The 15979-nt window shown below is 46.1% G+C and carries 23 protein-coding genes; all 23 read left to right on the top strand.

All coding sequences use genetic code 11. The features are described 5' to 3' along the window. Nucleotides 1-1329 (top strand): phage portal protein (locus tag ASG16_RS20240; RefSeq protein WP_111914487.1); only part of this gene is annotated, 1329 nt, incomplete at its 5' end. Next, nucleotides 1326-2234 carry a minor capsid protein gene (locus ASG16_RS20235; RefSeq protein ID WP_111914485.1) on the top strand — a complete coding sequence of 303 codons (909 nt, stop codon included), beginning with the start codon at nt 1326-1328 and terminating at the stop codon, nt 2232-2234. The genes ASG16_RS20240 and ASG16_RS20235, both read left to right, overlap by 4 nt. A gap of 54 nt (nt 2235-2288) precedes the next feature. Further along, nucleotides 2289-2501 carry a ribosomal-processing cysteine protease Prp gene (locus tag ASG16_RS20230; protein WP_056486611.1) on the top strand — a complete coding sequence of 71 codons (213 nt, stop codon included), beginning with the start codon at nt 2289-2291 and terminating at the stop codon, nt 2499-2501. Then, complete coding sequence (locus ASG16_RS20225) at nt 2498-3154, top strand: hypothetical protein (protein ID WP_111914483.1); 657 nt, start codon at nt 2498-2500, stop codon at nt 3152-3154. Before ASG16_RS20230 ends, ASG16_RS20225 begins: the two co-directional genes overlap by 4 nt. Nucleotides 3155-3170: 16 nt before the next feature. Further along, nucleotides 3171-4145 (top strand): phage major capsid protein, encoded by a 975-nt coding sequence (locus tag ASG16_RS20220; RefSeq protein ID WP_111914481.1) that lies wholly within the window; start codon nt 3171-3173, stop codon nt 4143-4145. A 22-nt stretch (nt 4146-4167) separates the two neighbouring features. Beyond that, nucleotides 4168-4341, top strand: a complete 174-nt coding sequence (locus ASG16_RS30975; protein WP_198674247.1) for a hypothetical protein — start codon at nt 4168-4170, stop codon at nt 4339-4341. Further along, complete coding sequence (locus ASG16_RS20215) at nt 4322-4639, top strand: hypothetical protein (protein ID WP_056486614.1); 318 nt, start codon at nt 4322-4324, stop codon at nt 4637-4639. The genes ASG16_RS30975 and ASG16_RS20215 overlap by 20 nt, the downstream gene beginning before the upstream one ends. Further along, nucleotides 4627-5013: a hypothetical protein gene (locus tag ASG16_RS20210; protein ID WP_056486617.1), complete on the top strand. Its 387-nt coding sequence runs from the start codon at nt 4627-4629 to the stop codon at nt 5011-5013. Before ASG16_RS20215 ends, ASG16_RS20210 begins: the two co-directional genes overlap by 13 nt. After that, entirely contained in the window at nt 5013-5510 is a 498-nt protein-coding gene (locus ASG16_RS20205; RefSeq protein ID WP_111914479.1) for an HK97 gp10 family phage protein, read from the top strand. Before ASG16_RS20210 ends, ASG16_RS20205 begins: the two co-directional genes overlap by 1 nt. Further along, entirely contained in the window at nt 5500-5982 is a 483-nt protein-coding gene (locus tag ASG16_RS20200; protein WP_111914477.1) for a hypothetical protein, read from the top strand. Before ASG16_RS20205 ends, ASG16_RS20200 begins: the two co-directional genes overlap by 11 nt. After that, on the top strand, nt 5957-6142 hold the full coding sequence (locus tag ASG16_RS20195; RefSeq protein ID WP_048033498.1) for a YqzN/YkzM domain-containing protein: 186 nt from the start codon (nt 5957-5959) through the stop codon (nt 6140-6142). Before ASG16_RS20200 ends, ASG16_RS20195 begins: the two co-directional genes overlap by 26 nt. Continuing rightward, nucleotides 6143-7558, top strand: a complete 1416-nt coding sequence (locus ASG16_RS20190) for a phage tail sheath N-terminal beta-sandwich domain-containing protein (RefSeq protein ID WP_056486620.1) — start codon at nt 6143-6145, stop codon at nt 7556-7558. 11 nt (nt 7559-7569) lie between these two features. Then, nucleotides 7570-7971: a phage tail tube protein gene (locus ASG16_RS20185; protein WP_048033496.1), complete on the top strand. Its 402-nt coding sequence runs from the start codon at nt 7570-7572 to the stop codon at nt 7969-7971. Between the two features lie 33 nt (nt 7972-8004). Continuing rightward, nucleotides 8005-8436, top strand: coding sequence for a phage tail assembly chaperone (locus ASG16_RS20180; protein WP_111914475.1), 432 nt, complete (start codon nt 8005-8007; stop codon nt 8434-8436). A gap of 200 nt (nt 8437-8636) precedes the next feature. Further along, nucleotides 8637-10979, top strand: a complete 2343-nt coding sequence (locus ASG16_RS20170) for a phage tail tape measure protein (protein ID WP_111914471.1) — start codon at nt 8637-8639, stop codon at nt 10977-10979. Nucleotides 10980-11090: 111 nt separating this feature from the next. Beyond that, complete coding sequence (locus tag ASG16_RS31660) at nt 11091-11183, top strand: putative holin-like toxin (protein WP_221629570.1); 93 nt, start codon at nt 11091-11093, stop codon at nt 11181-11183. Nucleotides 11184-11461: 278 nt separating this feature from the next. Next, nucleotides 11462-12013, top strand: coding sequence for a hypothetical protein (locus tag ASG16_RS20165; RefSeq protein ID WP_111914469.1), 552 nt, complete (start codon nt 11462-11464; stop codon nt 12011-12013). Between the two features lie 26 nt (nt 12014-12039). Beyond that, complete coding sequence (locus ASG16_RS20160) at nt 12040-13032, top strand: XkdQ/YqbQ family protein (RefSeq protein WP_111914467.1); 993 nt, start codon at nt 12040-12042, stop codon at nt 13030-13032. Continuing rightward, nucleotides 13029-13460 (top strand): DUF2577 domain-containing protein, encoded by a 432-nt coding sequence (locus ASG16_RS20155; protein WP_056486623.1) that lies wholly within the window; start codon nt 13029-13031, stop codon nt 13458-13460. The genes ASG16_RS20160 and ASG16_RS20155 overlap by 4 nt, the downstream gene beginning before the upstream one ends. Beyond that, entirely contained in the window at nt 13457-13894 is a 438-nt protein-coding gene (locus ASG16_RS20150) for a DUF2634 domain-containing protein (RefSeq protein WP_056486626.1), read from the top strand. Before ASG16_RS20155 ends, ASG16_RS20150 begins: the two co-directional genes overlap by 4 nt. Then, nucleotides 13887-14633 carry a baseplate J/gp47 family protein gene (locus tag ASG16_RS20145; RefSeq protein WP_056486629.1) on the top strand — a complete coding sequence of 249 codons (747 nt, stop codon included), beginning with the start codon at nt 13887-13889 and terminating at the stop codon, nt 14631-14633. The genes ASG16_RS20150 and ASG16_RS20145 overlap by 8 nt, the downstream gene beginning before the upstream one ends. Further along, on the top strand, nt 14630-15355 hold the full coding sequence (locus tag ASG16_RS20140; RefSeq protein ID WP_111914465.1) for a hypothetical protein: 726 nt from the start codon (nt 14630-14632) through the stop codon (nt 15353-15355). The genes ASG16_RS20145 and ASG16_RS20140 overlap by 4 nt, the downstream gene beginning before the upstream one ends. Nucleotides 15356-15367: 12 nt before the next feature. Further along, nucleotides 15368-15889 carry a BW3TFN family phage tail fiber component gene (locus ASG16_RS20135; protein ID WP_235617495.1) on the top strand — a complete coding sequence of 174 codons (522 nt, stop codon included), beginning with the start codon at nt 15368-15370 and terminating at the stop codon, nt 15887-15889. The last annotated feature ends 90 nt before the right edge of the window (nt 15890-15979 follow it).

The raw sequence follows: 15979 nt of genomic DNA, 5'->3' as shown, positions 1-15979 counted from the left end.
ACGTCATACATTGCCAGTAACCCTATTCGCTATTCTGCCAATGAGGCAGGGACGGACGTGGAAGAATACGTTAAAAAGCTGCAAGCTGTCCTGATGGCTAACGATGAAGAGAGCTTGTCTTATGACATTATCGAAGACGGTTCAATTGACGGAGAGGTTTTCGAATACTACTACTTCGACGAGGACGGTCAGATTTGTATTGCCGGGTTCAAAGCGGACGAGTGTATCGCTGTGTATGATACGACGGTTAAAGCCAAACTGATTGCTGTTATTCGGTACTATACAATGACGGATGTTAGCAGAAGCACCAAAACCATGATAGTTGAAGTATACGACGAGGAAGAGATTACATATCTTCGTCAGGAGGGTTCAGCGATTGTATTGGACACGAGCCGTGAAAAGAATCCTGTTTTACACAACATCACTGTCCGCATGAAGGATCAGGATGGTAAGTTTCAGGAGAAGCCCGTTGTCCCTTGGACACATTACGTGAATCGCCGTCGGAAGCATCAAGAGAATCGCGATGACGGGATGGTAGAGGGGATGGGTGATCTATCAGACCTGAAACGACTTATGGACGCAATCAATAAGGCTGTTACTGGCAAGGTAGATGTGCAGGAATATTTCAAGAATCCGAAAGTGCTGTTTGAGGACCTTGATTTGGACGATTTGATTCTTTACGATTCGGAAGGGAATTTGATCACCGATGTGGAGAAGAAAAAGCAATATCTAGCGAAAATGTGGTCAACCTCGCAAATTCTTGTTGGTGGTAAGGCGGTGCCGATCACTTGGGATTTGCAGGACCAGCACGAAGAAAACACAATCAATCGACTAATTGAATCCTTACTGGATCAAACAGGAACACCACACCTGCGCCCTGATCAAGTGGGGAATGCTCCGTCAGGAATCGCGTTGAAAATCATCTTTTACCATGCAGATATTAAGGCTGGTATGAAAATCCGCCATTACGGAAAGGGGTTCCGCAACCGAATCCGAATTATTACTGGGATGCTGAATCGTAAACACAAAAAACAGTGGGATTATCAAGCTGTCGATGTGAAATTCAGCAAGAACATGCCAGTGAATTTGGTGGAAATGGTGGAGATCGTAACAAAACTGGTTGGTCAGTTGTCCCATGAGGAAAGGCTGGCGCTGCTACCGTTTGTGGATGATCCGCGGGCATCTCGTGAAAAACTGCTGAAAGAACAAGACGAAGAGGCCGAACGCAGAATGAAGATACTCGACCCCGACGCATTGGAGGACAAGGAGCCGACAGATGATGACGCGCCCCCTGACGATGAAAACAGTCCAGACGGTGACGCTGCATGAGCAGAGAGGAACGCTATCAAGAGGAATTGGAAGCGAGAATCGAAAAGCATGGGGTCAAATTAAAAAAGCTGTTCTCCAAAGCCAATAAAAGCATTGTACAAGAAATCACTGACCTCTACGCCCGATTTGCTGAAAGCGGAGAAGAGTTAGTGTCTTTAATTTATAACGCCGCACGGCTCGACCTCATCATGACAAGCATAAAAACCATCTTGCACACCCTCCGCATGGAAGAAGAGCAGCAGCTAAGAATCACATGGGCGGAAGAGTATAAGCTCAGCCTGTTCCATCATCTCTATTTTCTTGAACAGGATGCACAAGTAGAAGTTCGGCTTCCGCAGATCAATATCGGGATGGTGCTTGCTTCATTGGAGCGGCCATGGCAAGGCAGGCATTTTTCCAAACGGATTCGCATGCGTACTGACCTGTTGGCGGCAGCAATGGAGGATGTAATCACCCAGGGCGCAGCTCAGGGATGGGGTGTGACCCGAACAGCCAAGGAAATTACAAAAAGGACAACGGAGAGCTGGGCAAATGCGAAACGACTGGCTCGGACTGAATTAAACCGGGCTGCAGCCCAAGGGCAAACGATGGCTTACCAAGCAAATTCAGATATTGTGAGTGAAAAGGAATTTTGTGCAACATTGGACAAGCGTACTTCTTCTGAGTGCCGTAAGCTGGACGGCAAAAGATATCCGCTTGATTACGATACAGCCAACAATCCAGGGCGTGAGGGTGAGCGCATACCCAATCACCCCAATTGCCGATCGTACTGGCGGCCAGTAATGAAATCAAAGGTCTTGGAGAAGCTGGAACGCGAACGCTCCTACCGGATTGATCAGGAGAGAGGCTACACTTCAGCACGCACCTATAAAGAATGGGCAGAGGCAAAAGGATTGCCCCAGTAGCATCACGTTGAAATCGTGGTGTTTTTTTATTGCCTGAAAGGAGGCGAGATCGATGTGATCAAGATTCAAGCATTTCTGGACAACGGTGAAATGAAAATCCATGCTATTGGTCATGCGAATTATGCCGAGCATGGAAAGGACATTGTTTGCGCCGGGGTTTCTACCATAATCCAAACAGCATTACTTGGTATTCAAGCGATTGCCCAGCAATACCCGGATTACGTGTCTTTAGAAATTCAAAATCAGGAAGGAGAAGGTACGAAGTGAAAAAGTCACAATGGTTATTTCGCTTGCAACGATTCAATGATGGAGGAGGGGAAGGTGGGCAAGGTGGTAATGATGGAGGCGGTTCCGGTGGAACTTCTGGGGCATCTGACGGAGGCGCACAGCAAAATGGTGGCGGTGATAAAGGCGGGGAGAGTAAGCCTGCGGTAGCGTTTGGTTCTAAAGAGGAATACGATTCCGCACTACAAGGCGCGGTCACCGACTTCTTAAAAGGGCTGGGGATTGAAAAGGCAGATGACTTAAAAGGAATCGTTGATTCCCATAAGCAAAAGCAAGAGGCTGAAAAAACTGCTGAACAAAAGCTCTTAGAGCGGGAAACTGACCTGAAGAACGCCAATGGTACAATTCAATCCCTCCGGATTGAAAATGCCTTCACTTTGGAGGCAATAAAGCAGGGGATTGACCCAGATAAATTGTCGGATGCGATTCGTCTGGCTGATCTGTCTAAGGTGGAAGTGACGGATGCAGGCAAGGTTAAAAACATCGATAAGCATGTTACTGAGTTAATCACATCTAAACCATGGTTGAAGGCAGATGAAACACCGCGGGGAACTACTCCTGGAGCAAAGCCATCAGCCAATCAAAAGTCTACCATTCCAAATATCTCAGACCTACGCAAATTGCAGCGCATCTAAAAGGGGGCAATCATTCATGAATAGCATGGCACTGGTAAAACAAGCACCACTTCATTTCGATTTGCAAAGATTCAATGAGGGAGTAACGTTCAGCAGCAGCCTTAGCGGATTGATTCCGGAAGAGACATCACAAGAGATCATCAAAGATGTAGTCCGCGGTTCGGCTATTTTGAAACTTTCCGAACTGGAACCAATGACAACAGCAACAAAAAAGATTCCAGTATTTCTAGATAAGCCTGGAGCTTACTGGGTAGGGGAGGGAGAACGTATCAAAACCTCGACAGCTTCCTGGACACAGGTTACATTGACCGCTAAGAAGCTGGCTGTCATCATTCCAATGACAAAGGAAGCACTGGATCGCTCACGAATCGATGTGTTTGAAGAACTGAAGCCGTACATTGTTGAAGCATTCCATACTAAATTGGATGCAGCTACGATCATGGGGACGGAGTCTCCGTTTACTTCTAACATCTTGGGGGCAGCTATCAATGTGGGGAACAGCTTTACTCGCGGTTCTGTCGCGGGTCAGAATCTGGCCGATGATGTAAACAGTGTCATGGCACTGATTGAAGCTGATGACCAAGAGCCACGAGCGTTTGTTGGGCATACCGGATTAAAGACATCCTTGCGCGGATTGAAAAATAGCCAAGGTGACCCTCTTTACCTTTCATCTGTACGTGAAGGAGTAGCTGAAGATTCACTGTATTCGCTGCCGATTGAGTACAGCAGAAATGGTGCTTGGGACAAAACAAAAGCTGACTTGATTGCTGGTGACTTCAAAAAGGCCAAGACAGGCATTCTTAAAAATATTGAGTATGAAATCTTGCGTGAGGCGACTCTTCACTCCATTACTGGAGCAGATGGGAAGCCTCTTTCTCTTGCCGAGCAAGACATGGTTGCATTGAAAGCTACGTTCCAAGTTGCGTTCCTTGTAATCAAAGAGGGGGCATTTGCTGTCCTGCGTCCTACCGGATTTGTACAAACACCTTAATTATTGACAGGAGCGATCGTTCATGAAAAAACCAAATGATATGCTGACAATCACTGGTGGTAAGGACAAGAAAAAAATAAAAGTGACACGAAAAGCTTTTGAAGTCGTGTATGAACCATTGGGATACAAGCTGGAAGATGACCCTGTTGCAAATGAAGAGACGCCGGTGAATACCGATGGCAATTCTGACAAGTAGTGAGCTGATCGGTTTTTATGCTGAATTTGCTTCGTGGGAGTCTAGTCGACTTGATCCAGTCATTCTTCGGGCGAATGTTTATGTAGTCGGACAGGTGACGGTACCTGATCCTGTTCCTCTTGAATTGAAACTGGCCGTTGCAATGGTGGTCAAAGACATGGCCCAAGATCGACGATTGAGCAGTACCAAGCAAGGGGATTATCAGGAGACGTTTTCTTATGTGAGCAATGACCCCAAAGTCGAAGGAATCCTCAAAAAATATAGCAAGAACAGGGGGCAAAAGTTGTGGATGATCTAACCGAATATAAGCGGCTTCTGTGCCACTCTTTTACCCTTCTGGATGTCGGAGGGGAACCTGATCCTTTCACTGGGGGAAAAGACCGCTCAGAATGGCTCCCTGTGGCTCAGAATGTGCCATGTAGGGTGTCAGGTTCCCCCGGTCGCATTCAGCAGCTTACAGGGCGACAGGCGACGCCTCAGGACTTCCTCATGCACACCCTGTACGCAGATTTGAAGGCAGGCATGCGGCTCAAGATTGAGCAACCTGAATTCGCAGGCAATCTGTATGAAGTCAGTCTCCCTTATCCGGTCTATGGCGCTGAAAGCTTACATCATTACGAAGTAGTGATTACAATGATCGATCCTGTCACGGGAGAAGAACCGGAAATCTAATGGCAAAGGTAGATAAGAGAGACCTGGAGCGTATGTACAAACGTTTGAAAAAGCATAACAAACGTGAAGTACAGGTTTCTATGGATCGTGTTGCCCGTATGGCTGGTATGCAGGTGTTACGGGGAGCTCAAGATAGGGTTCCAGTACGGGACGGGATTCTTCGTGCCTCTCTGGTTATTGGTCACAAGGAAAATGTATTTGATTTGGTCCTAAGTGGGCTTCGAGCTGAAATCACAGTAGGCACCAACCTGTCATATGCGCGTTACGTGGAAGAAGGGTTCACTCAGAGGAAAGGGCAATTTGTGCCGGGGTACTGGGATCGAGAAAAATTCATTTATGTCCCTGATCATCCAGACGGCATGATCTTGAAAGGGAAGCGCGTTCCTGGCGTGCACTATCTTGCGAGATCGACAGCAGAGGTTGAGTCAATCATGGACGAGTTGGTAAAAGAAGAGCTAGATGATTTAGCAAGGAGGCTGTTTCCAGATGGGGGATGATGTGCTGTCTGTACGCCACTGGCTATTTTCTTTGACAGGAATCCAAACAGAGAACCTTTCTGTACCCAAGGACTTTAAACGGCCCATGTGGTTTGTTGAAGAGCCATTTCGTATTCCGGAACCACGGCGTGCTGATGCCTACCGAGAGAAAGGGACAATGAACTTTGTTCTGATGGCAAAGGATATAGAGCAACTTACGAGGTTATCTTTGGCTGTCAGGCAGGACCTTGCGGATCGGAGCTGGATTCTTCCACTCTACGGCCCGGACAAGAAGCAAGTGGGATATCTACGAGAGTGTCGTTTGACCATGAGCAAGCCAGATAACTTAGACCGATCGTTTGAATTGAAGTACACCGTTTATATCCCTTATACTCCGGTGGTTTACGACCCGTTAGAAGTGATTCATAGACGCTACGATGAATCGCTGAGGAAAGGAGACAAACGTTATGGCTCGCAAACAGGAGCAGGATAAACCAGCTTATAAAAAAGAGCAAATATTGCAGGTAGCAGAGCAGAAGTTCGGGTTAAACCGAACCGAAGCAATTGCTACCTTTTTTGATGCCCCAGACGAGATGACAGTCGATCAGGCAGAGGAATTCGTGAAGAAATTCAAGGAAAGGACGGTGAAGTAAATGGCCGGACAATATCAGTTGGGAGAAAACAAGGTCTTATCCGGTGTCTACTCCTTTTTGAAGTCATTCATCAAAGAGCAAACAACAATCGGCAATCGTGGAAAGCTTGCATTACCAATCGTAGCGGATTGGGGACCGATCGGGGAATTTGTAACAGTCCGATCCAAGGTTTCCGCAGAGAAAATCTTCGGAGTCACAGAAGCATTTAATCTGATTTGGGCTGCTAATCCTTATCCAACAGAGGTCTTGCTGTACCGCGTGGCGGGGGATAGTGCGGCTGTCGCAAGTGTGTCTTTGAAGAGTGCTGCAACCGAAGTTTTACTTGTGGAAGCCAAGTACAAAGGCGAGACAGGCAATCATTTGAAAGTCGTAGTGCAGCCAAGCTTGTTGGATGCTACCAAAACAGAGTTGCTGATCTATCGGGGAGCGGAGCTGGTGGACAGTCGGGCAGCGAAAACGGTGGATGATCTGGTTCAGGCTTTCAGTGATAGTGAGTTTGTTGTCTTGAGAAAGATAGCCGATACACTTCCTGATACTACGGCGGGTGTAAGCCTGACTGGAGGTAACAGCGGAACAAGCGTAGAGGCGACCAAATACACCGCTTACCAAAGCGCGCTGGCTACTCAGAAAGGCAAGTACGGTGTATTTACTCTTGGAATTGCTGATCCTGCCCTAAATGCGGCAGCAGAAGACTGGACTAAACAGCAAAATGCGATAGGTAATTTCATCAAGTTTGTTTTCGGCGGCGATGAAACAAGGGATAAAAACAAGCAAACCATCATGAAGGCGTCTACCGATGTGAACCACATGGCTGTGGTCAATGTAGGAAGTGGAGCACGTTGGAAAGGCAACGCCTATGCGAGTTCAAAAGTGGCAATTTACATTGCATCCCTGATGGCTTCCCTGCCGCTTAATTACACGATGGCATTATATATTACTCCATTCGAATCCCTAACACATGAGTGGGACCCGGATACGGATTTAATTGAAATGGTGCAAGCTGGTGTACTCATGCTGAACATGGACAATCGGCAGGTTATCATCCAGGAGCCTGTAAATACCCTGACTATTCCGGGGCCTGATCAGTCAAAAGACTACGGCAAGATTCGGGTGGCTGACACCTTCCACACCATCCTCCATGCAGAAGAGGAAGCAGGAAAGGAGTGGATTCGTCAGCAGCCAAACAGCAACAGCCCTGCTCGCCGCGCTGCCTTTTGCCAGATGATGAAGCAAGAGGTATTCAGACCCCTTGCTACGCTGGAAGTAATCGCGAATGATTACGAATTCATTGAAGACCCCGAATATCACGGGGAGGACCCGATTTACACGCCAGCTCGTAATGCGGGCCATTTCATTGCTGGCTTCCGCCATCAAGATGCTCTCGAAAAAATTTATATCTACAACAAATCAAAGTGAGGTGATACAGCATGAAAGAAACGTATTCCGGTACCCATGGGCATTTTTATGACCAGAATGGAAGGGAACTCCCCGAGTGCATTGGCTTTGAGCTCTCTGAGGAATTTGAGAAGGGTGAAAGTAAGAGGGCTGGGAAGCTTCGGAAAAGACATCGTGTGCTGGCATCATCTGTTAGCATGACAGCTACGTTTGAACGTACATCGGATATCCAGCAGCTCATCATGGAAATCTCGGCAAACCCCGAAAAGAAAGTGAATTTCATTGGGGAACTCGACGACAAAATTGCTGGCAAGTATCGCGTCGCAGTGACTGGTTTTTGTCCCGACTCTCTGTCATTAGCAAAATGGAGTCACGGTGAACTGGATGAGGATACAACCCTCGAAGGTACAGTTGACGACTACGAGTTTATTTAAATATACCAAGGCTATCCCAAGGAGGAATATCAGATGAGTCAGTTTTTGACGATGGAAGACTTTTTGAGCATGAATACAGAAGAAGTCGTAAAGGACGTATGGGATTGGAAGAAGAAAGGCGTTAAGCTACCGATCCGTTCGGTCTCCGGGGAAGTTTATTTCAAGGCAAGAAAGGCAGCATTGAAAGTTTCTGTCTCCGGTAAGAAGAGTAAAGCAGAACGGAAAGTGGAGTTTGATGACTTGCGTTTGAAAGCAGAGATCATCATTGCAGGTATCGATACGGATCGTACAGATTTTCGCATCGATTCTCAACAAGTGCTTGCGAAGTTCGGTAAGATTGCTGCTGTGGATGTAGTCCCTTGCATTTTCAGCCCGAATGAAATTGATGCACTACATGAGGCTATCTCAAAGATCAGCGATTTCACGGATGATGAGGAGGCTGAGGAAGAGGTAAAAAACTCATAAAAGAGAGTCCTGAGTTGGCTCTCTTTTCTTATATCTGGCAAGAAAAAAACAAGCTGCCAACAGAAATTCTTTGCCTATCAGAACGCGAAAAACAGTTCGTCTTGGTTTCCACGGCGATGGAAATGGAGCGTAAAGCAGAGCAGGCAAAGAAACTAGAACGACAAAAGGGTCGGCGGGTAAAGGGGAGGAGGAGATAACCAATGGCAGCGACAACAACTCTTGCATTTGAAGACAAGATAAGTCGGCAACTCACCTCTCTCCTGCGTTTGCTCGGCAAAACCCTAGATGCTTTCGATGATGTGGAAGATGCTGCAAGTGATGTGGAAGATGCGATTGAAAACATGGATGACGGCGCGATCAGGGAAATGGAACGTGCCTTGGATGACGCTTACCAGCAAGCAACAAGACTGTCCCGAGAACTTTCTGATGTAGATCAAGAAGCCAGTGCCGTTGATGGTAAAGGGGCCTCGAGGCTGGAAAGGGCTCTGCGTGAAGCTGCAAAAGCTGGTGATGAAGCAGCAGCATCACTTGAGCATGTAGATGCCGTTGCAGGACATCTTGAGGAAATTGGCGGGCTGGCAACAGCAGGAGGCGCGGTCGTTACAGCAGGATTGTCGACTGCTGCTATCACCGCACATGACATGGATCAGGCTTTAGGTGTTCTACAGGCGAATGTGGGTGCTACTGATGCTCAAATGACAAGTCTATCCGAGTCTGCAAAAGGACTGTTTGCGACAGGCTTGGTCGAAACCCCTATGGAAGCAGCAGAGGCATATGGTCGGCTGCGTCAGTTACTTGAAGGTACTGACGAACAGATTGGGAAAGTAGCTGAGGGAGCTCTGGCTCTTGAAAAGGCTTCCTTTGGTAACCTCGATCAAGCAAGCATTGCAAAAGTTTTGAATGTAATGCAAGGGCAGTGGGCTACCGACCCAATTAAAGGGCTGGACATGATTACAGCAGCTTACCAAAGGGTAGGGGACAAGGCTGACGATCTGCTCGATACCATTTGGGAATACTCGCCGCAGTTCAAAGAGGCTGGTTTGAGTGCAGAGCAGATGATGGGCATGTTAGTAGCTGGAGCTGAGGCAGGTGCATTCAATTTTGATAAGCTTGGGGATGCATTCAAAGAATCGTTCGGTATTCGGTTGAACAAGGCGATGGATGAGAAAGCCTTGGGTGCGCTTGAGGGTATTTTCGGTGAGGATAAACTGTTCAAAATGCTCGATCAGATCAAAGCTGGTGGAAAAGAGGCAGAAAATGCCATCATGACGATCACGGCAGGGATTGCTTCTATCAAGGATCAGAAGTTACAAGATGACGTCTTGGGAAACGTCTTTGGAACTCAGTATGAAGATGTTGGACGGAAGGCTTTAATGTCCATGCTTAATGCTGGCCCACTTGAAGATTTTGCAGCAAAAACAACCGAAATTGTCGGTCAGGTATCGAATGAGTGGCAGGCAATGGCAAACGAAATGAAGTTGGCAATTGATCCGATAGGCGACTCCGTATTAGAAGTGGCAAAACCAATTGTTGGTCTTCTTGCGAAAATTGCTAAAGGGATTGGGACTTTTACAGAAGAGCATCCATTTATCACGAAGGTAGCCGTTTCGTTTTTAATGGTGGTAGCTGCACTGGGTTTATTGGTAGGTCCATTGATCTTCCTAGCTGGCATATGGATGCCAGTATCAGCAGGCTTTGCAACAATGACTGGGGCAATGGCTGGGTTTGGAATCGCATCAATAAGTGCGTTGTGGCCTATTCTTCTAGTAATAGCAGCAGTGATAGCATTGATTGCCGTTGGCTGGTGGCTCTATGAAAACTGGGACATGGTCAGTGCCTATTTGGTAGCAGGGTGGGAATGGGTAAAATCAGTGGGTATGGCAGCCTGGGAAGGACTCTTTGCGTACTTTGGAATGGTCATTGATTTTTGGAAAGGACTGTTCACTGCATTTATCCGGTTCCTCACAGGTGACTGGTCAGGGGCATGGGAGACAATTAAGGAAACTTTTTTCAACGCCTTTACTACGATCGACGGCTGGTTTGATGGGTGGATAAGTGGCTTGTTTGATAGCGGCAAAAAAATCATACTGACAATCGTTGACGGGATCTTATCTGTTAAGGAAGAAGTAGCAAATGCTATTGCCAGTGCATTAGAATGGGCTGATCAATTCCTACCGCATTCGGATGCTGAGCTTGGCCCTTTTTCTCGCTTAACAGATAGTGGGATGGCTATTCCTGAAACTATGGCAATCGGTGTTGAAGCCTCAGGTGATTCATTAGCTGCAGCGCTGGATAGTACTTTTAGTCAGGTTCCAAGTTATACACCTTCTATAACAAGTGGAACTCAGGCACAGTATACAAGTCCAAGTGAGCAGCCAACTTCTTTTTATATTGACTTCCGTCCCACTATTCAATTGACTGTGCAATCAACAATAGAGAATTCTGAGGAAGAATTAGAGAGCTTATGTGAGAAGATGGCCGATTTGCTTGCAGAAAAAATCGGACACGTATTAGCCGGTACAGGTTCTATCGTGCTTGAATAAGAGGAAATATATTCTCGTACGGAAGCTTTCACGTGTTATAATCTCCCATATACAACAGAATCGGCTCCTCAAGGGTGGTCGGCTCATCTCCCATGTCGGAAACGGGGGGAGGTGACGCCTGTGACAGTGTTCCAAGCATTGACGTTGATGATTTCATTCGCAATGCTCGTGGTAGCGATCCTGTCTTTCCCCAAAAAGAAATAGACCTCCCTTGGGTCCAAATCAGGAGAGGTCTATCTCTAGTTAATCCTTGAGCCGCCCCCATGTAGGGAACGTCTGTTGTATAGGCCGTAGGTGCTGGAACACCTGCGGTCATTTTTAGTGTAATCCAGTTATATAACTTATATTACTGGATTTTTTCCATTACAGCAATTGTCAATCAAGAATAGGCGTTTCCACTTAAAAAGCCTAGGAGATTAATAAAGTAGAAGCACACTCAAACGGGTGTGCTTTTTATGTTGAGAGGAGAGATATAGAAACAAGTGAAATACAAGCACCTTGAGTTCTGGCTAACCTGGAACAATAACGTTGAAAAGCTTCGTCTTCCTGTCATTCCACCCAAAATAGCAGTAAAGATTGGGCATAGCTACATCGATATTGACCTGGTTGCCATTGGGGAAGCGACTATCATCGGTGAGTCGACATTGGAAGAGTATTCTTTTTCTACGTTTTGGCCTGAGACATATGATCCGGGGTTTTGTGAATACGACGGTTTTCCGTCTCCCGAAGAATTCGTGGAGACTTTGAAACGGTGGAAAAATTCGGGCTACCCCATTCGGTTTACGGTGACAGGTAGTGAAATCAATGCTGCTGTGACCATACGTGATTTTTCTTATGAATGGGACGGGTTTGACATAGATTTCAAGTTGGCACTGAAAGAGTATCGGTTCGTGACCATTGAGAGTACTGAAGTGAGCATTCCTTTCCAAACAACGGGTAAAGGGAAGCGACCGGATACACGAAAAGCGAAGGTGTCAGCCACCAAGAAAAAAGAAGAAAAAAAATCATTGGTTGACAAGTATAATTCACGATGAATCTTGGGCGGAAAGGTGGGAGATTGATGCTGCCAAAATATCATTACGAGGTTCGATTTCAAAAGCCGGGTAAGCAAGCGATGCTCCTTCCCTTTTCAGAAGCAACATGGTCCGGAAGTCGTCAGGAAGCAAAGCGTTCTCTGGCTGTTAAAACCAACAATGGTCGGGATCGCTTTTGGCCTGATGTGAATGTAGAAGAAGGCGACCTGATAGAGTTGATTTCCTTTATGTCCGGCACTCCACGCTCACTTTTCACAGGTATGATTGTTGACTTAGGAAGGACAGCAAAAGGAGATATCAACGCAGTAGCATATGATTTCGGCTTTTATTTACTCAATAACGATGTAGCTGTGGTTTCAACAGATGAGGCTGCCGATCAGCTTTTAAAGCGCATTTTCGCGCAGCATGGCATTCCTGTTGGGGGCATAGGAGCAATGCCTGCCGTGGAAAAACAAGTCATTCGCGGAAAGAGTGTATGGGATGCAGTTGTAGACGTCCTCAATCAAGTGTTTCGCTCTACTGGTGTTCGGTATTGGTGCTGGATTGACCAAGGGAAGATTTATGTGGGAACACAGCGAGGGCAAACAATTCAGTGGAAAGTCCAGCAGGGAAGCAATCTATTAAACGCGGAACGTAAACGATCAATTGCAGAAATGAGAACAGTTGTAAGAGTGGTCGGGAGCGACAGTGAATACATTTCTGTTTTACATGATGAAGTTGATTCTACCAACGCTAAACGGTACGGCCATCTTGTTAAGGTGATAGAAATACAAGATGAAGACCGGGGAAACAAAATTGAAGTGGCTAAGCAAGAATTGCAGAATCTAAGCCGGGTCAAGGAGCAGGCATCCATTACTTCCTTGGGAATCGATGACGTCATTGCTGGGACGAAAATTGAAGTCTACGAGGAGATCATGAAACTTCAAGGGGTGTTTACTGTTTTCGGCGACAGCCATACGATACGACCTGGTTACCATGAAATGAAACTCGATTTGCAGATGGAGGTGAATGGAAGGTGAATGGCTTTCAAAAGCTTGCTCACGTACTTTCAGGTGCCAATCAAAAACAAGGAACTGGTGGGACAAATCCACCCCCAAAGGATATACGGATAGAGTTGGCAACTGTCATTAAGCCACCACCAGATTTGAAAATCTTGATAGATGGTATGACAGAACCAATTGGGAAAGAGTTTATTACTGTCTTAGAACACTTGACGAGACATACACGAATTGTCACGATTACCCATCAAGAAAAAGCAGAGCGTGATCTGGGTGACATGAAAAAGGAAGATTTTTTAGACACGGATGACGTGGCTGCACCGTTTACCTCGTTCAAACATAACTATTTGTTACTGCAATTTGAGGACGTTTTGAAATTGAACGATAAAGTACACGTGTTATCTGTGGACTCTGCCTATTACATCCTAGATAGGGTGAAACGCCCATGAGTATTTTTCCGGTTTTCCCAGTGATAGATGATAGCCCAGCACAGGAACTACGACCCATTAAAAATGTTCTCAGAACGTATAAGTTTGATTTCGAAACAGGACAGTTTGCCGTTCGACCTGACGGCAAGTCAATCATGATTGATGGAGAAGAGGCACTACTCCAAAAAGCCACAAAAGCATTACGAACTGATCGCTATATGTTTTCAATTTATTCCTCAGATTATGGGAATGAACTGAAAGAACTGATTAGGAGTGATGGAACGAGAGCGTGGAAGCAGGCAGAGGCTAAGCGGTTGGTTCAGGAGGCTTTGGAATATTTGTATGGGATAGAACGTTGCGAGAATTTCTCTTTTGAGTGGGTAGGTAACACCATGAAAATATCCTTTTTGATGGTTACTGAGGAAGGGGTCTTGGAGATGAGTATCAATGTCTGAAACTGATCTTAGCTTTCTGGAAAGCTCAACCTTCCAGCAAATTTTATATGAAATGCTTCTCACCGTCCCAGAAGATCTGGACAGAAGTGAAGGTTCAATTATTTACGATGCTCTTGCTCCGATTGCACTAGCCTTATTCAAACATCATAAAGAACGTGGCAAGATCATCGAACAAGCATTTGCTGTAACTGCAACGAGGAAGTACCTAGAGCTCATGGCAATAGATTACGGGTTAGCACTAGATAAAAACGAGCCAACGGAGGATTTACGCAACCGAATATTGCGCCATAAACGTAATCCTGAGCGTGGTGGAGCGTTATCTGACTATGAGCGCTGGGCGCTGTCAATACCTGGTGTAAACTACGCAAGGGGACTGAACTTGATAAGAGGGATCGGCACGGTTGACTTGGTTGTTGGCGGTACGATCCCTAATTTATTGGAGACGGTTCGCGAATTAATCGATCGTCGCAAAACTCCGGGGCTTGATCTTGTCGTTAGGCACGTCAGTAGACAAACTGTACCTATTGAAGTTGTGGTAATAGGAATAGACAAAGAAAAAGCCAGACAAACAATATTGGCATATACCAATTCGATTGGAGTCGGAGGAACGCTATTTTTAGCGCAGATATTTGCTGTATTAGTTGGGGCTGGCGCAACGGATGCCAAGATTTTAGTACCAACAACGAGCATTACACTAAAGCCAGATGCACAAATCGATCCGGTGGTGACGATCACATGAACGAAGATCAGGTTAATGCACTGATGGCGGAGCTATCTAGTGACTATAAAAAAAGTCGGCATATGCGTGCGATTATGAGTGCGGCTTCCGGTTATTTGCCAGTAGATAGCGACATGTGGAAAGCGTTTTTTCTCCATCTCATGCACAAGGAATCATTAGAACTTTGGAGGCGTGAACTAGACGCTGCCGATGATGAGGACCTGCTTGCAAAGCTGAGAGCAACCAATGGCAGGATGACAGTAGAGTCCATTCTCTCACAAGGATATGGCTTACAAGAATCTTATCGCCTCATGCCTGAGGATGGTGTTGAACTCTCTGAGTTTGGAGTGATGGCAGATGGTTGGGAATTTGCCCCGTTAACAGCAGTCATCTTCACAACGCCTGAGACACTTGGTGTAGCACAAGGAATTGTCAAATTAATGGGACCAGCAGGCTTTCGATATTTATTTTCGATTGCGTTATCTCACAAGATCGAGTATGAACGAGGATCAGCAAGTCAAAGTATGGATAGATATGGGGCAATTCTTACCACTGACCATGGGGATGATGAGCTGAGCGGTAAGGAAAAAATGACAAACCACTCGCGAACTCAGTATTCGTTTCAAAGCATAAAGCATGATCGCATGAGTTGGTGGTCACCGAATGTATTTTTTACGGATGACGTAACGTTTGTTGACGAAGTGTTCTATATTCAACAATCAAAGGTTACGAAAACAAATTAGGGGGTGTAGGAGTTGCCTTCAAAAACAAGTGATGTAAAAGGCATGAAAACGTATCAGACCTTTAATCTGTACAGGGACAAGAATGTGTTTATCGCTGTGGGAAAAACATCTCCGTGGAACCCTGAAAACTCCGAGAAGGTTCCAGATGTCTCCTATGGTCAGACGATGACAGAGATTGTTGCGTTGAAGCGAGCTGACCAAGTGAGGTTTGTAACGCCAGATGATACAAATGGAACGATCATACAACGTGGCCAGAAGTGGCGCCTCATTGAGGAAGTTGAAGCGCGGGCAATTGATTGCCGTTGGCTATATGTACAGGCTTGGTTGAGGTATGACGAGTTTCCAATATGTAATTATCGTCAAACAGGAGTATATGCGGGCACGATCTTGGTAGATGGGTCACCGGTAAATAAACAGGTAGTCAAACCGGATGAAGTGAAGGATATAGGTTTCTTGTTAGCTGTGACGAATCAGTCGCCACTGCAACGGGAAGTCACCCATCGCGAAAGCATTGAGTATATCTTGGAGCTGTAAGGAGGGTAACGATGGCAAAGGAAGTATACAACCGATTCGATCCTATGAATAGATGGAAGTCTGTTGATTTTGTCGGCGGTCGCCGGGTTC

The sequence above is a fragment of the Brevibacillus sp. Leaf182 genome (assembly GCF_001423865.2).
In the GTDB taxonomy this organism is placed as follows: Bacteria; Bacillota; Bacilli; order Brevibacillales; family Brevibacillaceae; genus Brevibacillus; species Brevibacillus brevis_C.
Note: the sequence above shows the minus strand (reverse complement) of the source record. Positions and strands in the feature narration are given on the sequence as shown.

What these genes read in the sequence shown, in the direction of transcription:
- ASG16_RS20235 (WP_111914485.1), top strand. Translation starts at nt 1,326, where the DNA reads ATGAGCAGAGAGGAACGCTATCAAGAGGAATTGGAAGCGAGAATCGAA.
- ASG16_RS20220 (WP_111914481.1), top strand. Translation starts at nt 3,171, where the DNA reads ATGAATAGCATGGCACTGGTAAAACAAGCACCACTTCATTTCGATTTG.
- ASG16_RS30975 (WP_198674247.1), top strand. Translation starts at nt 4,168, where the DNA reads ATGAAAAAACCAAATGATATGCTGACAATCACTGGTGGTAAGGACAAG.
- ASG16_RS20215 (WP_056486614.1), top strand. Translation starts at nt 4,322, where the DNA reads ATGGCAATTCTGACAAGTAGTGAGCTGATCGGTTTTTATGCTGAATTT.
- ASG16_RS20205 (WP_111914479.1), top strand. Translation starts at nt 5,013, where the DNA reads ATGGCAAAGGTAGATAAGAGAGACCTGGAGCGTATGTACAAACGTTTG.
- ASG16_RS20200 (WP_111914477.1), top strand. Translation starts at nt 5,500, where the DNA reads ATGGGGGATGATGTGCTGTCTGTACGCCACTGGCTATTTTCTTTGACA.
- ASG16_RS20195 (WP_048033498.1), top strand. Translation starts at nt 5,957, where the DNA reads ATGGCTCGCAAACAGGAGCAGGATAAACCAGCTTATAAAAAAGAGCAA.
- ASG16_RS20190 (WP_056486620.1), top strand. Translation starts at nt 6,143, where the DNA reads ATGGCCGGACAATATCAGTTGGGAGAAAACAAGGTCTTATCCGGTGTC.
- ASG16_RS20185 (WP_048033496.1), top strand. Translation starts at nt 7,570, where the DNA reads ATGAAAGAAACGTATTCCGGTACCCATGGGCATTTTTATGACCAGAAT.
- ASG16_RS20180 (WP_111914475.1), top strand. Translation starts at nt 8,005, where the DNA reads ATGAGTCAGTTTTTGACGATGGAAGACTTTTTGAGCATGAATACAGAA.
- ASG16_RS20170 (WP_111914471.1), top strand. Translation starts at nt 8,637, where the DNA reads ATGGCAGCGACAACAACTCTTGCATTTGAAGACAAGATAAGTCGGCAA.
- ASG16_RS20160 (WP_111914467.1), top strand. Translation starts at nt 12,040, where the DNA reads ATGCTGCCAAAATATCATTACGAGGTTCGATTTCAAAAGCCGGGTAAG.
- ASG16_RS20150 (WP_056486626.1), top strand. Translation starts at nt 13,457, where the DNA reads ATGAGTATTTTTCCGGTTTTCCCAGTGATAGATGATAGCCCAGCACAG.
- ASG16_RS20145 (WP_056486629.1), top strand. Translation starts at nt 13,887, where the DNA reads ATGTCTGAAACTGATCTTAGCTTTCTGGAAAGCTCAACCTTCCAGCAA.
- ASG16_RS20140 (WP_111914465.1), top strand. Translation starts at nt 14,630, where the DNA reads ATGAACGAAGATCAGGTTAATGCACTGATGGCGGAGCTATCTAGTGAC.